The following is a 15918-nucleotide window of genomic DNA, read 5'->3' as shown; positions in this document are numbered from 1 at the left end:
GGGGCCCTCTCGGTCTTTATTTTTCGACTTTCCAAGTAGCCGACTATGCTCAAACGCCTTGCCTGGCTGGCGCTCTGTGTGTGCGCCCCGCTATCCGCCGCGCCTCATATCGACCCTCAACGTTTGCAGCAACTGACCAATGACCGCTTCTGGATTTCCCTGGGCCACTACGAAACCGCCAAGCTCGGCGGCTGGCGCAGCTACATCAGCGACAAGAAATTCTTCTTGGCACCCGACGGCAACCAGCATCCCGACCGCGAACTGACCGCCACGCTCCAAGCCTTGTACGGTCCGGCCAGCGCCGGCCAGCAACACGCGCAATGCGTATACCCGGCGCGAACCCGCTGGTTGAAGGCGCAGCTCGACCTGGCGGACCTGCCGACGGTCAATTGCAGCGATTACACGCAGTGGTTCAAGGACGTTTCGCCCCACAGCGCGGTGATGATTTTCCCCGCCGCGTACCTCAACAGCCCGTCCTCGATGTTCGGTCACACCCTGCTGCGCATCGACCAGGCCGATGTGCAAAGCGACAAGACCGCCCTGCTCAGCTACGCAATCAACTTCGGCGCCTACATCGAAGGTTCGGACAACAGCATCCTCTACGCCTGGAAAGGCCTGATGGGCGGCTATCCCGGCCTGTTCGCCCTGGTGCCCTATCAGGAAAAACTCTCCGAGTACCGTAGCCTCGAGAACCGCGACCTGTGGGAATACCGCCTCAACCTGAGCCAGGCGGAGACCGAACGCATGGTCGAGCATGTGTGGGAGCTCAAGCAGATCCAGTTCGACTACTTTTTCTTCGACGAAAACTGCTCCTATCGCTTGCTTGAATTGCTGCAAGTCGCGCGCCCCAGCCTGCGCCTGACCGAACAGTTCCCGCTGACCGCGATTCCCACCGACACCGTCAAGGCAGTGAAAGAAGCCGGACTGGTGGAAAGCATCCAGTACCGGCCGTCCCGTGAACGAGAGCTGCTCAGCCGCGCCGAGCCCTTGAGCGATGAGGAACAGCAGTGGGTGCTGAAAGTCAGCGCCGCCCAGCAACAATTGCAGACCCGGGAATTCAAGGCATTACCACGCGAGCGCCAGGCATTGATCATCGATGCCGCCTATCGTCTGGAGCGCTATCGCGCCAATGGCCAGGAGCGCGATCCACAGCGGGCCCAGCGCAGTTTCGAATTGCTGCGGGCAATCAACCAGAACCCCGCGCCGGAACTCGACATCCCACAACCGGGCCTGCCGGAAGACGGCCATGAGTCGCGCACCTGGCAGGCCGGCCTGGGCACACGGGGCGACCGCGCATTTGGTGAGTACGGCCTGCGCATGGCCTATCACGACCTCAACGACAATGCCGAAAGCTTCCCGCTGGGGGCGCAGATTGAAATCCTCCAGTTGAAGCTGCGCCAATACGAAGGCAACGACTGGCAAGTGCAACAACTGGACTTGGCGACCATCCGTTCCCTGACCCCGCGCAACGAGCTGCTGCAACCGCTTTCCTGGCAGGTCACCGGCGGCCTGGAGCGGGTGCCGGGCAAACACGACGATGAAACCTTGGTCAGCCACGTCAATGGCGGCGCGGGTGGCACTTGGGCGCTGGGCGAAGATGTGCTGGGCTTTGCCTTGGGTACGGTGCGAGTCGAGCACAACAATGACTTCGCCCAATTCATCGCCCCGGCTGCCGGGTTCAACAGCGGTGTGCTGTGGAAAAACCCGCTGGGCAACCTGAGCCTGGAAGCCAAGGGCGATTATTTCGTCAACGGCGAAGTGCGCCGTAGCGTGAGCCTCAACCAGCAGTGGGAACTGTCCCGCAACCTCGGCCTGCGCCTGAGCGCCCAGCGCGAGTTCAGCCAATTGGCCTCGCCGGAGAACGAGGTGATGCTTGAAGTGAAGTGGTATCACTACTGAACGGATTGATCACCGCGCTTTCACGCCTTTCTGACGAATCCACTTCTAGACTTCTGTCATGAGTGGATCGGTCGGGATGACAGCACATGTGGCGTGCGACGGTGGTACTGGGTGTGTTGATGTTGCTCGGCGGCTGCGAAACCACCCGCGAGGACTTGATCGCCCGAGGTTTTCCGCCTGCCTTTGCAGACGGTTTCGATGATGGTTGCAGCAGTGGCCGACAAGCAGCCGGGGCGATTACCGGCCAGTTCAGGAAAGATGTGCCACGTTACCTCAAGGACGCACATTACGCCGAAGGCTGGAGCGACGGTTTTCGCCAGTGCCAGGCCATGCGCGAGAGTGAAGAGCGTAACGACTACCGCGAACGCCACTGGGACGATCGCGAACGTGCCTGGCAACAAGAGAAAGATCGCGACGCCGCCCGGGCTTATCGCTCGCAGTGAGTCGCTCTGAGACATTCGTCGAAACCAAAACCTTGCGACCATGGCCCAAACTCCAACAGAGGAGAAACCTATGAGTCGCGCTTTCGTCAACGAAGACAACGCCGCCGCCCAGGCCAATCAACCGGTCGAACGCCAGATCAGCGCGCAACCCAACTACGTCACGCCGACAGGGCTTGCTCAATTGCAGGCACGGGTCGCCGAGTTGCAGCAATTGCATAGCCAACAGACTGCCCAGGGCGAGCGGGCGGACAAGCAGCGTATCGCGGACATCGAAAGAGATCTGCGGTACTTCAACCGACGCTTGCAAAGCGCCCAGGTTGTTACAGCGAATGCTACAGATCAGGTGCGGATCGGGCATTGGGTAACCTTTGCCGATGAGCACGGTCAGGCGCAGCGCGTGCAATTGGTGGGGGAAGACCAGGCCGATGCGGCCGGAGGATTGATCAATTGGGGCTCGCCGCTGGGCCGGGCTTTACTGGGGGCCAAGGTAGGGGATGAAGTAACCTGGCAGCGACCAGCCGGCCATCTCATCATTGAAGTTATCGAAATAAACGCTGGCTGACCACGACCAACTAAACCCCACTACATACTTATAGCAACACACGACAAGTTTGTAGCAAAACACAACTGCAACATCAGGCCACAACAACAAGTTTCTACCCACCGAGTGCCATGTTATGGTTTGCCTCGCCTCTATCGGCGCACCAGAACAATCAAAGGATACTTATATGATCAGCCATCAACTGCTGGAAATGTCTGGAAATTTCGATATCGACTTCAAGGCATACCATCAAACAAAAGATTCCCACATCAACGTAAAATCCTTCACCTTTCACTGCCACTAATCCGCACCCAGTGCGTGACACCAGCCATAGGAATTACATAATGAACGAACAGATTCTTGCCATGTCCGGCGATTTCGAAAGCGATCTGAAGTCCTTTCAAGATCTTGGCAACTCAAGTACCGCATCAGCAGCACTGACTATTGTCGAGTGCGGCACCATACAATGCACCGCCATTCTGTGCTGAGTCCAGCCCTGCGCAACAGACCAGCATTACAGGGGGCAGCCCCTCTTTCTCCCTGAGCAACTTTACACGCTCCGGTTCGTATGTCTTCTGGTGCCCGAAGATCGCGAGACACTGCATTGGTTCTACCAAGTCATTTGGATGTTAATCCGACCGACAGCTAGAACCTGCAATAGCTAGAAATATAGAGCAGGCATCGCCTGCTCTATCCAGATCAGGAACCACGGCATGCTTGTCAATGCGTTGAAGCTGGATCAGCGAGGGGGATATCGATTCTCTTCCAAAAGTAACATCGCCCTGTTTGAAAACAATTTATCTCGCCTGCACGATGACGACCAGCCCTTGCTGGAGCACTTCGGGACCGGCAGGAAACAATTGATTTCGTATATCAATGAACCCGTCAATCAGCAGCCTTTGCCTGTTGATGGCGAAACCGCCCTGAATCTACTTAGGGAAAAAATCGCTCGGTTCGAGCGCCTGTCTATCGAAACGACAATTTGCTCGAGCGATAAGGAAAACTTTCATTGGTTTAGCCAACGTTTTTTCCTTTACTTCATTGAAACCTTCAAGGCGGATGGGCGCTACTCGCGCGCCTCGACGTATATTGACGAATCCAGCTTTTTCACGGGCCTCGAACTTTACGTCGTGACCCGAATAGCGCGCCTGTCAGAACAAAGCCTGGTTCATTACTTGAATACGCGCATTGCGGAAGGCGACAACATAGACCTGGACAGTTTGAATGAACAGCTACGCGCATCACCACTAAAAGGGTTCTTCGAGACTTATCCGGTACTGGCGACCCTGCTGTTTGATCTGCTGGAAGATGCCCATGATTACCTTTACAAGGTCATTCTCGACTTCGCAGTCGATATCCATTCACTGGAAACTGAATTCTCTGTTACTTCCCGGCAAATCAATGCCATTGAACTTGGCCTAGGGGATCCCCATGGCCGCGGCGAAACGGTTTGCCAAATTTATATTGGCGCGACGACCTTGGTTTATAAGCCGAGGGCAAGTCGTGAGGCATTGTTTTTCAATCGCCTTCTTGAACGGTTGCACGAATCGACAGGCGCCGATTGTTTTTTTATCCAATCGCCACGGACCCTCAGCCGCGAACGGCATAGCTGGATTGAAACAATCAATCATCTACCCTGCGACAACGCAGCGGACGTTGAATTGTTTTACAAGAAAATGGGCGCACAGATAGCCGTTATCCACGCATTGAACGGCATCGACTTCCACTTTGAAAACATCATTGCCTGTAAAAGCAACCCGGTCATGGTTGACCTGGAGTGCCTGTTCACTGCCTCCACCAGTAACTTGTTCACTGGATTACCCGCTGGCTGTGCATTGTCCAATAGTTTCAACGTGATCCAACAATCGGTCTGTTCCAGCGGCCTTGTGCCCTTTTCACAGAATTCCAATAACGACCAGAGCGGGCTGACTCGGCAAGCACTCTTCATTTCTACCCGTCAATCCCTCGTTTTCGAAAAGGGCTTTTACCACCTGCGCAAGGTCGAATTCGAGCACCAGCCGACGCAGAAGCATTTGCCACTGTTGCAGGGTGAACGCAAGGGGCCCGAAACGTACAGGGCACAACTGCTCCAAGGTTTCGACTATGCCTATGGCGAGCTGATGAATCATCGGCAAACGATCATGCAGATGCTCGAACTATCCGCTGGCGAACTGTCTACCCGCGTATTGCTCAAGAACTCTCAACGCTACGCTGATTTCATCAAGCTGCTGCGCCATCCACGCTTTACGCAAAACATGCTCGACAGGGAGCTTCTGCTCGCAACCCTGTGGAAGGATTCGAAAGAGCCCCTTCGGGAAAAAGCCATCCCGCGGTATGAAATAGCCGACCTGCACCGGTCCTGCATCCCATGTTTCACCATGCCACTAACTGCCGATCATTTTACGAGTGCACAGGGTCAAGAAATAAAGATGGCTGGCGTCGAGCCACCTATAAAAAGCTGTCTGCGGAAAATATCCAACCTCTCCCGCGGGGACTGGGCACTGCAACGCACGCTGATCGAGATCAGTCTATTTCCTGAAGCCCTAGGACATCCGCCTTCCCGGGTTACCGCGACGTGTGCGGCCCCTGAAAAGTCGCCCCGGCCGGACCGACTCGACGCGATATCGACTATCAGCTCCCGCCTCGAAGAACTTGCCCTCAAGGGAACGGCAATGGACGTCAGCTGGTTGGCTTTTCATACCCACCCGACGACTCACCGGCAATACCCTTTGCCGATGGAACACGGGTTGTACTCCGGTATCGCCGGGATTGGGTTGTTTTATCTGAGCCTGTTCAAGGTAAGCGGCAAACCGCACTGGTTGTCGCTCTTGGATGAAGTGTTGAACTCACTGGAGCATCATTTTGGCTTCTTCAGCGCGGACCTGACCGTCAGCGCCTATCATGGCCTGGGAGCTTATCTCTATCTGCTGATCAATCGTCGGCAGATAACGAGCGAGCCAAAACACGATAAGGAAATTGCCGAGCTGCTGGCCCGACTGATGGAAGTGCCGCCGGACAATTACGATTTCGACTTTCTGGGCGGTTGTTGTGGTGCGATAACGCTGCTCGCCAATGTCCATGCATTATCGAGTCAGGCGGATGTCAGGCCTGCCATCCGGCGCATGGTCGACTACATCAAGGACCAATTACTGATTGAAGACGGCCAACTTCTGCGACGCGATGACCGCTCCGTGATTCTGACCGGCCTGTCCCATGGCCTTTCAGGTGTCATTCATGCCTTGTGCAAAGCCTATGACGCGACCGGCGATAAGACGCTAGTGCCTTTGGCTATCCAAGTGCTGGCGGGGGAAAACCGCTTGAGTCGAGACGGTTTCTGGCTCGACCTGAGAAACCAGGGGCCCGTGGACCATGCCTCCAAATGGTGCCACGGAGACGGTGGCATCCTCATCGCCAGGCAACAGCTCATGAAGTCGATGGGCGACGCCTTGGACGAAACGACCCGGCAGACGGTGCTCGACGACATCCAGCGCTGCGAGAACAATCTATGGCAGCACGGCTTCGGCGGGGGCTATAGCTTGTGCCATGGCGATTTCGGCAATCTGATCTGCCTGTATGAATGGTATCGGCATTCGGACAATCCCGAGGGCATCGCCAGGGTTAGACAAGCTCTTGGAGAGGTCGCACGGCAGTTTTTCGAAGGCCCGTTTCTCGATCGCGATAGAGTGCCCGACGTCAGCCTGTTGACTGGCATTACGGGCGCAGGCTATGCCTTGCTGTATGAGATAGATCCAACGATTCCCAATATCCTCTCGCTCGATTTCGCGATGTCAGCCTGAGCGAACCAACAGTGGGTTGTGCCCATGAAAAACGGAGCCCGATGATGGCTCCGTTTTTCATGCAACCGACCGAATCAGGCCAGTTTCTTGTGCCGTACGCGATGCGGCTGGGCAGCGGCTTCGCCGAGGCGTTTCTTGCGATCGGCTTCATACTCGGTGTAGTTGCCTTCGAAGAACACCGCTTGCGAGTCGTCTTCGTACGCCAGGATGTGAGTCGCCACACGGTCGAGGAACCACCGATCGTGGGAGATCACAATGGCGGCGCCCGGGAAGTCCAGCAAGGCTTCTTCCAGGGAACGCAGGGTTTCGACGTCGAGGTCGTTGGACGGTTCGTCGAGCAGCAGGACGTTGCCGCCCTCCTTCAAGGTCAACGCCAGGTGCAAGCGACCGCGCTCACCACCGGACAAGTCCTTGACGAACTTCTGTTGGTCGCCGCCCTTGAAGTTGAAGCGACCGACATAAGTGCGCGACGGGATTTCATAGTTGCCGATGCGGATCTGGTCGGAACCGTCGGAGATCTGCTGGAACACGGTCTTGCTGCCGTCCAGGTCCTCGCGGCTCTGGTCGACGCAGGCCAACTGCACGGTTTCGCCGATCTCGATGGTGCCCGAATCCGGCGTTTCCTTGCCCATCAGCATGCGGAACAGCGTGGATTTACCCGCGCCGTTACCACCGATCACACCGACGATGGCGCCTTTTGGCATGGCGAACGACAGGTTGTCGATCAACACGCGGTCGCCATAACCCTTGGTGACGTTCTTGAACTCGATGACCTTGTCACCCAGGCGCGGGCCGGCCGGAATGTAGATCTCGTTGGTTTCGCTGCGCTTCTGGAATTCCTGGGATTGCATTTCCTCGAAGCGTTGCAGACGTGCCTTGGATTTGGACTGGCGGGCCTTGGCGCCTTTGCGCACCCACTCCAGCTCTTCCTTCATGGCTTTTTCATGGGCCGACTGCTGCTTGGATTCCTGGGCCAGACGATCGGACTTGGCTTCCAGCCAACCCGAATAGTTGCCTTCGTACGGAATGCCCGCGCCGCGGTCGAGTTCCAGGATCCAGCCGGCGACGTTGTCCAGGAAGTAACGGTCGTGCGTGATCGCAACCACGGTGCCTGGGAAGTCGTGCAGGAAATGTTCGAGCCAGGCGACGGAATCGGCGTCCAGGTGGTTGGTCGGTTCGTCGAGCAGCAACATGTCCGGGGCCGACAGCAGCAGGCGGCACAGGGCCACGCGGCGCTTCTCGCCACCAGAGAGGTGTTCGACCTTCGCGTCCCAGGCCGGCAGGCGCAGCGCATCGGCGGCCACTTCCAGCTGACGGTCCAGGTTATGGCCGTCGCTGGCCTGCAGGATCGCTTCGAGCTTGGCTTGTTCGGCGGCCAGCTTGTCGAAGTCGGCGTCCGGGTCGGCGTAGGCGGCATAGACCTCGTCCAGGCGCGCCTGGGCGTCCTTGATGACGCTGACCGCTTCCTCGACCACCTCACGGACGGTCTTGGTCGGGTCCAGCTGGGGCTCTTGCGGCAGGTAACCGATGTTCAGGTCCGGCATCGGCCGGGCTTCGCCGTCGAATTCGTTATCGACGCCGGCCATGATTTTCAGCAGCGTGGACTTACCCGAGCCGTTGAGGCCCAGTACGCCGATCTTGGCGCCGGGAAAGAAGGACAGAGAAATGTTTTTCAGGATTTCCCGCTTCGGCGGAACAACTTTGCTCAGCCGATGCATGGTGAAGACGTATTGAGCCATGGTGAACCTAGCGTCAGTGACAGGTGAAAAGAACGAGCCAGGCCATGCGCGGCGCGGGCAGTTGATGATTATCAATGCCTGCGGGCCGATAGAGCCTGGGAATCTGGAGCTGGAACGCTCTTGTTTGACCGGCAAAGCTACCTCAACCGTCGGTCAAGGTCCAGCCGCCAAGGGCTGGCACTTTGCCACAAGTCAAGGCATGCTAGCCGCCCTTCGGGCGTCCGGCTTATAGTGCACGTCGCGCCAGTCCAGCAAACCGCAGGATTACAGCTTGTCCAACGTCACTTCGCCACCGTCCCCAAGCGCGCCCGTCGCTGTGCCTGGCTTGCCCCTGCGCGGGACATTGAAGGGCGCGCTGGCCTCGCTGGTGCTGTTATTGCTGGGATTACTCTTCTGGCAACTGCTCGACCAGTTGCGCGAAACCCAGCAGCAGCAACGCCAGTACACCATCGACTACACCGCCGACCTCGCCGCGCAAGTCAGCCTGAACATGGCCCTGAATGCGCAAATAGCCCTTAACCTGCTACCGATCGTCGAACAACCGCAAAGCGCCGACGAACAGCAGGCCCTGTTGCGCAAGCTCCAGCAATCATTGCCCGAACTGCGCAGCCTGGCGCTGTTGAGCCCCTCCGGCCGAGTGCTCAGTGACAGTGACGCAGGTAGCCACGACGCCAACTACCTGGTCGAACTGGTGCGACGCAGTCACGCCCAGGCGCACTATTTCAGCAACGCCGAGGATGGTTCCGTGGTGCACCTGCTGTTGCACCAGGCCAGCGGCAGCTCTCGCGGATACTGGGCCCTGCGCCTGACACCCAGTTTCTTTTCGACCTTGACCAAGCAAGCCGATACGGGCCTGCGGCCTCTCTGGCTGGTGGAGAACCGTCTCAACCAGCAAATCATCAGCCGCGACGAAAGCCTGCCCGCGCTCACCCCGACCCAACTGACCCCGCAAGACCTGAGCAACACCGTATTGACCGTGCCCCTGAGCAGTAGCGACTGGCAACTGCGCGGGTTATTCGACCGACGCCAGGTGCTTGAGCAACTGCTCCCTGCCTTCATCGGCAAATGCCTGCTGGGGCTGGCGTTTTCGCTGTTGCCGGTGATTGCCCTGCTGAACATGCGCCGACGCCAGCGGCAGTTGCACGAAGGACGCCGTCGCTACCAGGACATCTTCGAAGGCACCGGCGTGGCCCTTTGCGTGCTTGACCTTTCCGGCCTCAAGGCATTCTTTGCCGGAGCCGGATTGCACAGCGGCGACCAGTTGCGTGCCTGGCTGGAGGTCCCACAACAGCTCGAACAGTTGCAGCAGCAAGTCCACGTCACCGAAGTCAACCAGATGGCGTTGAAGCTGCTCAATGTCGATTCGTGCGAGCAAGCCTGGCAATTGCTGGTTGGCAATGCGGCAAAGGACAACAACCCGGTCGGTTCGAAACTGATCGAAGCGCTGCTCGATTCGCATAAACAGCTGGAACTGGAAATCAGGATCCAGGACGCCCATGGCCGAGACCAGCACTTGTGGCTGGTCTTGCGCCTGCCGGAGACGCAGCACGACTATAACGCCGTCATCCTCAGCATCAGCGATATCACCAGCCGCAAGCTGATCGAACTGTCTTTGCTCGAGCGCGAAGGGTTCTGGTCCGATGTGGTGCGTACCGTTCCGGATCATCTTTATGTGCAGGATGTGATCAGCCAGCGGATGATCTTCAGCAACCACCACCTGGGCCAGACGCTCGGTTATGACCGTACCGAACTGCACCAGATGGGCGAGTATTTCTGGGAAATCCTGCTGCACAGCGACGATGCCGATCACTATCACACGCTGCGCCAGGAACAACGACGCGGCGGCTATACACAGTTGCTGCAATGCCAGTTGCGCTTTCGCCATCGCAACGGCAAATGGCGCCGTTTCGAAGTCCGTGAACAGGCGCTGGCCCGGGACCGTCATGACCAGGTGACGCGGATCATCGGCGTGGCCAAGGACGTCACCGAGCAGATCGAAGCCAGCGAATCGCTGCGCGACAGCGAACAACGCTACCGGATGCTCGCCGAGAGTATCAGTGACGTGATTTTCTCGACCGACAGCAAGCTTTCGCTCAACTATGTCAGCCCGTCCGTCCAGGCGGTGCTGGGCTACACCGCCGACTCGATCTTCCAGAACGGCTGGCAGTCAACCATCGCCAATCCACAGCAACTGACCGGCATCTACAGCCTGATGGACCGGCTCAGCAAGGCTCTCGACAAGCCCGAGCAACTGACCGAGCTGCGCAACCAGATGCAGACCCAGTTGTTCTTGTTCGATTGCCTGCGCGCCGATGGACGCAAGATCCCGATCGAGCTGCGGCTAGTGCTGGTGTGGGACGACAACGGTGCGTTCGAAGGCGTGCTCGGCGTCGGTCGCGACATCAGCCAGCAGCGTCGCGCCGAAAAGGACTTGCGCATGGCCGCCACGGTATTCGAGCACTCGACCTCGGCGATCCTGATCACCGACCCGGCCGGCTACATTGTCCAGGCTAACGAAGCGTTCAGTCGCGTCAGCGGTTATGCCGTCTCGCAGGTACTGGACCAGTTGCCCAACATGCTGACCGTTGACGACCAGCAGGAAGCGCACCTGCGCTATGTGCTCAAGCAACTGGAACAGCACAGCACCTGGGAAGGCGAAGTCTGGCTCAAGCGCCGCAACGGCGAACACTACCCGGCCTGGGTCGGCATCACGGCGGTGCTCGACGACGAAGGCGACCTGGCCAGCTATGTGTGTTTCTTCAGCGATATCAGCGAACGCAAGGCCAGCGAGCAGCGCATCCATCGCCTGGCCTACTACGACGCCCTGACCCACCTGCCCAACCGCACGCTGTTCCAGGACCGCCTGCACACTGCGCTGCAATCGGCCGAGCGGCAGAAGAGCTGGGTAGTGCTGATGTTCCTCGACTTGGACCGCTTCAAGCCGATCAATGACTCACTTGGCCATGCGGCCGGTGACCGGATGCTCAAGGAAATGGCCACGCGCCTGCTCGGCTGTGTCGCCGACGACGACACCGTGGCGCGCATGGGCGGCGACGAATTCACCCTGCTGCTGCAACCGCGTGCCAGCCGCGAAATGGCACTGAACCGGGCGATCACGGTGGCCGAGCAGATCCTTGCGAGCCTGGTCCGGCCATTCGTGCTCGAAGGCCGCGAGTTTTTTGTCACCGCCAGTATCGGCATCGCCCTGAGCCCCCAGGATGGCAATGAACTCAGCCAATTGATGAAGAACGCCGACACGGCCATGTATCACGCCAAGGAACGCGGCAAGAACAACTTCCAGTTCTACCAGGCCGACATGAACGCCAGCGCCCTGGAGCGCCTGGAACTGGAAAGCGACCTGCGCCATGCCTTGGAGCAAAATGAGTTCGTGTTGTATTACCAACCGCAATTCAGCGGCGACGGCAAACGCTTGACCGGTGCCGAAGCCCTGCTGCGCTGGCGCCATCCACGACGCGGTTTGGTGCCGCCGGGGGATTTCATCCCGGTGCTCGAAGAACTCGGGCTGGTGGTGGACGTCGGCGACTGGGTCATCAGCGAAGCCTGTCGACAACTCAGGACCTGGCACCAGACCAAGGTCCGGGTGCCGAAGGTCTCGGTCAATATTTCCGCCCGGCAATTCTCGGACGGCCAGTTGGGCACGCGCATCGCCAATATCCTGCGCAGCACCGGGCTGCCGCCGGCATGCCTGGAGCTTGAACTGACGGAAAGTATCCTGATGCGCGAGGTCAGCGAAGCGATGCAGATCCTCGCCGGTTTGAAGAACCTGGGCTTGAGCATTGCCGTCGATGACTTCGGCACCGGTTATTCATCGCTCAACTACCTCAAGCAATTTCCCATCGACGTCTTGAAGATCGACCGCACCTTCGTCGACGGCCTACCGTCCGGCGAGCAGGACGCGCAGATCGCCCGAGCGATCATCGCCATGGCCCACAGCCTCAACCTGGCGGTGATCGCCGAGGGCGTCGAGACCCACGAGCAACTGGACTTCCTGCGCGAACATGGCTGCGACGAAGTCCAGGGCTACCTGTTTGGCCGGCCGATGCCGGCGAATCGGTTTGAAGCGCAGTTCAGCAATGATGCGTTGTTCATGCTCGACTGAAATTCCGAGGCGCCTGGGCTTGCTTGCGATGAAGCCGGCCTGGACACCGCTGAATGGCGCATGAACCCCATTCGTCCAAGACATGACGCCCTTTCATATGCCTTCCAAAACCGGTTGAGGTAGAATGCCCCCCTTTTCTGCCCCGATCCTTGAGGACCGCCATGTTCAGCCGTGATTTGACTATTGCCAAGTACGACGCCGATCTCTTTGCCGCCATGGAGCAAGAAGCTCAGCGCCAGGAAGAGCACATTGAGCTGATCGCTTCGGAAAACTACACCAGCCCCGCGGTGATGGAAGCTCAAGGCTCGGTACTGACCAACAAATACGCCGAAGGCTACCCGGGCAAGCGCTACTACGGTGGTTGCGAATATGTCGACGTGGTCGAGCAATTGGCCATCGACCGTGCCAAGCAACTGTTCGGCGCCGATTACGCGAACGTCCAGCCACACGCAGGTTCCCAAGCCAACGCCGCCGTGTACCTGGCGCTGCTGTCGGCCGGTGACACCATCCTGGGCATGAGCCTGGCCCACGGCGGTCACCTGACCCACGGCGCCAGCGTTTCTTCCTCCGGCAAGCTGTACAACGCCGTCCAGTACGGTATCGACGGCAACGGCCTGATCGACTACGACGAAGTCGAGCGCCTGGCCCTCGAGCACAAGCCAAAAATGATCGTCGCCGGCTTCTCCGCCTACTCCCAAGTCCTCGACTTCCCGCGTTTCCGCGAAATCGCCGACAAGGTCGGTGCCTACCTGTTCGTCGACATGGCACACGTGGCCGGCCTGGTTGCCGCTGGCGTCTACCCGAACCCGGTGCCGTTCGCCGACGTGGTCACCACGACCACCCACAAGACCTTGCGCGGTCCACGCGGCGGCCTGATCCTGGCGCGCGCCAACGCCGACATCGAGAAGAAGCTGAACTCCGCCGTGTTCCCAGGCGCCCAAGGTGGCCCGCTGGAACACGTGATCGCAGCCAAGGCGATCTGCTTCAAGGAAGCCCTGCAACCTGAGTTCAAGGCGTACCAGCAACAAGTGGTGAAGAACGCCAAGGCCATGGCCGGCGTGTTCATCGAGCGCGGCTTCGACGTGGTGTCCGGCGGTACTGAAAACCACCTGTTCCTGCTCTCGCTGATCAAGCAGGAAATCTCCGGCAAAGACGCCGACGCTGCGCTGGGCAAAGCGTTCATCACCGTCAACAAGAACTCGGTGCCCAACGATCCACGCTCCCCGTTCGTCACCTCGGGCCTGCGCTTCGGCACCCCGGCCGTGACCACTCGTGGCTTCAAGGAAGCCGAGTGCAAGGAACTGGCCGGCTGGATCTGCGACATCCTGGCGGACCTGAACAACGAAGCGGTGATCGACGCCGTGCGTGAGAAGGTCAAGGCTATTTGCAAGAAGCTGCCGGTCTATGGCGCTTAATTAAGATTGCAATAAAAACGAGCCCGCATCGAAAGATGCGGGCTTTTTTATGCCTGTTATTCAAGGAAACATCTTCTCAATCTAAAACCAGACAGTCAGGAAAGACTTAACGACTGGCAATACATACATCCCCGCGAACGAAAGAAAACCCATTAACCTTCGATTCCCATTACACCAGCCAGAAAGGACTCGACGGCCAATGGACAATAAATCTTTCGAAGCAACGCTCAGCATGCTTGATGCTGAAGTCAACTTCCTTGAACTACTGCATGGCCAACCGACCATGGTTACCGTGACCGCGTTCAGCGGAGGTTTCTACAGCGGCAGGCGGCAAACCCGCGATCATTCCAATCTGCTTGGCATGAAGCCAAAAGTACCAGGCGTCGTCACCGCGCCTCTGATGCTACAGTTTCGCCCCGCCGTGGGTGGCTATAAGCTGGTCATCAAAAACACTGGCAAGCACTACGACAAGCTCATCAGGAAAAGCTGGCTGGAGACTCTAGGAGTCGATGGTCCAAAGCTCGGCAGTCCAACAGTGCTTACACTCCTGGATCATCAAAACCGAACGCTTACGCGGGAAAACAATACCGCCGCCCATTCGCCTGTCTCGCTGATGACACAAAACAATAAATACATAGGCGGATTAAAGGTGCGCGGCTCGCCTTATCTTTACCTCGCCGAGACAGAAGAAAAATCCAAGATAACTTTTCTCCTGAGCCTACTTTGACGACGCTGCACAGCGGCGACGTGTTTCCAGCCAGCCGCTGTTACCGGGACAAGCCTTTGAGGGTCTTCGGTCAACGTAACGCGGCCTCGAAACCTGCGCGGATTTTCTCTTCGGGTAGTTCATCGGCGATAAACACGATCACGCTTTCACGGGTTTCGCCTGGGGCCCATTCGGTGTCCCAATCGAAGCCGTACAACTTGAGCACGCCCTGGAACACCAATCGGCGGGACTCGCCCGCAATATTCAGCACCCCCTTGTAGCGCAGCAACTGCTTGCCGTGCTCTTCGAGCAGTTGGTTCATGAATTCGCTGAGCTTGTCGATGTCCAGCGGCTTGTCGGTGCGCAGGACCAGGCTGCTGATGCGATCGCCCGTGGTTGCCTTGCCAACCGGACGAAGGCTGAGCCCGGCGCCCAGATCCGCATTGAGATTGAATCCACGGATATCCAGCAATTCGGCCAGGTCGATCTTGCCGTGTTCGACCACTCGGATCGGTGCCCGCCGGTTGATGCGCATCAAGCGTTCGCCAAGGGCCTCGACGTGCGCCGCGTCGACCAGGTCTGTCTTGCTGAGCAGTAAGCGATCGGCAAATCCGACCTGGGCCTGGGCAATGGCCTGGGTCAGGTGGGTGTCGGCGTGGGCGGCATCTACCAGGGTCAGAATGCCATCGAGTATGTAGCGCTCACGCAGGTCTTCGTCGATGAAAAACGTCTGTGCTACCGGTGCCGGATCGGCGAGGCCGGTGCACTCGATCACCAAACGGTCGAAATGGATTTCGCCGCTGTCCAGCCGTTCGAGCAACAGGTACAGGGCCTTGGTCAGGTCGGTGTGGATCGTGCAGCAAACGCAGCCGTTGGCCAGGGTCATGACCTGCACCGGCTCTTCGCCCAGCAACTGGGTATCGATACCGGCATCGCTGAATTCGTTCTCGATCACGGCAATTCTCAGTCCGTGCTCGGCCTTGAGCAGATGACGCAGCAACGTGGTCTTGCCCGCGCCGAGGAAGCCGCTGAGGATCGTGACCGGGATGGGAGAGGACAAACTGGATCTCCTGCTTCGAAATTAAAGAAAAGCACAAACCAATGTGGGAGCGAGCCGGCTCGCGAAGACGGATGTCAGCCGCATCAATGGCGACTGACCCACCGCTTTCGCGAGCAAGCCCGCTCCCACATGGGGTTTAGCTCAATTCAACAACACTTGGGCCCACCCTTGCCGCCGTAGCGGGCCTCCTGGCGTTCT

At 58.4% G+C, this 15918-nt stretch carries 10 protein-coding genes; 8 read left to right on the top strand and 2 right to left on the bottom strand.

The window, feature by feature from the left end; translation table 11 throughout:
• Positions 1-45: 45 nt before the first annotated feature.
• The 5 genes from JZ00_RS24420 (at position 46) to lanM (ending at position 6680) form a co-directional block, all read left to right on the top strand.
• Complete coding sequence (locus tag JZ00_RS24420; RefSeq protein WP_039593908.1) at positions 46-1899, top strand: Lnb N-terminal periplasmic domain-containing protein; 1854 nt, start codon at positions 46-48, stop codon at positions 1897-1899.
• Positions 1900-1985: 86 nt separating this feature from the next.
• Positions 1986-2342, top strand: a complete 357-nt coding sequence (locus JZ00_RS24415) for a hypothetical protein (protein ID WP_039593909.1) — start codon at positions 1986-1988, stop codon at positions 2340-2342.
• Positions 2343-2412: 70 nt separating this feature from the next.
• Positions 2413-2904, top strand: a complete 492-nt coding sequence (locus tag JZ00_RS24410) for a GreA/GreB family elongation factor (protein ID WP_039593910.1) — start codon at positions 2413-2415, stop codon at positions 2902-2904.
• Between the two features lie 323 nt (positions 2905-3227).
• Positions 3228-3371 carry a hypothetical protein gene (locus JZ00_RS31290; protein ID WP_196304808.1) on the top strand — a complete coding sequence of 48 codons (144 nt, stop codon included), beginning with the start codon at positions 3228-3230 and terminating at the stop codon, positions 3369-3371.
• 225 nt (positions 3372-3596) lie between these two features.
• Positions 3597-6680, top strand: coding sequence for a type 2 lanthipeptide synthetase LanM (lanM, locus tag JZ00_RS24405; protein ID WP_039593911.1), 3084 nt, complete (start codon positions 3597-3599; stop codon positions 6678-6680).
• A 74-nt stretch (positions 6681-6754) separates the two neighbouring features.
• On the opposite strand, the gene ettA is transcribed toward lanM, so the two are convergent.
• On the bottom strand, positions 6755-8419 hold the full coding sequence (ettA, locus tag JZ00_RS24400) for an energy-dependent translational throttle protein EttA (protein ID WP_039593912.1): 1665 nt from the start codon (positions 8417-8419) through the stop codon (positions 6755-6757).
• Between the two features lie 271 nt (positions 8420-8690).
• Here ettA and JZ00_RS24395 point away from each other — a divergent pair, with 271 nt between their 5' ends.
• The 3 genes from JZ00_RS24395 to JZ00_RS24385 all read left to right on the top strand — a co-directional run bounded on the left by JZ00_RS24395 (position 8691) and on the right by JZ00_RS24385 (position 14681).
• On the top strand, positions 8691-12539 hold the full coding sequence (locus JZ00_RS24395) for a sensor domain-containing protein (protein WP_039593913.1): 3849 nt from the start codon (positions 8691-8693) through the stop codon (positions 12537-12539).
• Positions 12540-12700: 161 nt separating this feature from the next.
• On the top strand, positions 12701-13954 hold the full coding sequence (glyA, locus tag JZ00_RS24390) for a serine hydroxymethyltransferase (protein WP_039593914.1): 1254 nt from the start codon (positions 12701-12703) through the stop codon (positions 13952-13954).
• A 199-nt stretch (positions 13955-14153) separates the two neighbouring features.
• A complete protein-coding gene (locus JZ00_RS24385; protein ID WP_039593915.1) occupies positions 14154-14681 on the top strand; it encodes a hypothetical protein in 528 nt (175 codons plus the stop codon).
• 70 nt (positions 14682-14751) lie between these two features.
• On the opposite strand, the gene yjiA is transcribed toward JZ00_RS24385, so the two are convergent.
• A complete protein-coding gene (gene yjiA, locus JZ00_RS24380) occupies positions 14752-15720 on the bottom strand; it encodes a GTPase (protein WP_039593916.1) in 969 nt (322 codons plus the stop codon).
• Between the last annotated feature and the right edge of the window lie 198 nt (positions 15721-15918).

The organism is Pseudomonas frederiksbergensis, from assembly GCF_000802155.2.
Taxonomy (GTDB): Bacteria; Pseudomonadota; Gammaproteobacteria; order Pseudomonadales; family Pseudomonadaceae; genus Aquipseudomonas; species Aquipseudomonas frederiksbergensis_A.
Note: the sequence above shows the minus strand (reverse complement) of the source record. Positions and strands in the feature narration are given on the sequence as shown.

Bases quoted from the DNA above. Each gene is read 5' to 3' on its own strand.
- JZ00_RS24420 (WP_039593908.1), top strand. From the start codon at position 46: ATGCTCAAACGCCTTGCCTGGCTGGCGCTCTGTGTGTGCGCCCCGCTA.
- JZ00_RS24415 (WP_039593909.1), top strand. From the start codon at position 1,986: ATGTGGCGTGCGACGGTGGTACTGGGTGTGTTGATGTTGCTCGGCGGC.
- JZ00_RS24410 (WP_039593910.1), top strand. From the start codon at position 2,413: ATGAGTCGCGCTTTCGTCAACGAAGACAACGCCGCCGCCCAGGCCAAT.
- JZ00_RS31290 (WP_196304808.1), top strand. From the start codon at position 3,228: ATGAACGAACAGATTCTTGCCATGTCCGGCGATTTCGAAAGCGATCTG.
- lanM (WP_039593911.1), top strand. From the start codon at position 3,597: ATGCTTGTCAATGCGTTGAAGCTGGATCAGCGAGGGGGATATCGATTC.
- ettA (WP_039593912.1), bottom strand. From the start codon at position 8,419: ATGGCTCAATACGTCTTCACCATGCATCGGCTGAGCAAAGTTGTTCCG.
- glyA (WP_039593914.1), top strand. From the start codon at position 12,701: ATGTTCAGCCGTGATTTGACTATTGCCAAGTACGACGCCGATCTCTTT.
- JZ00_RS24385 (WP_039593915.1), top strand. From the start codon at position 14,154: ATGGACAATAAATCTTTCGAAGCAACGCTCAGCATGCTTGATGCTGAA.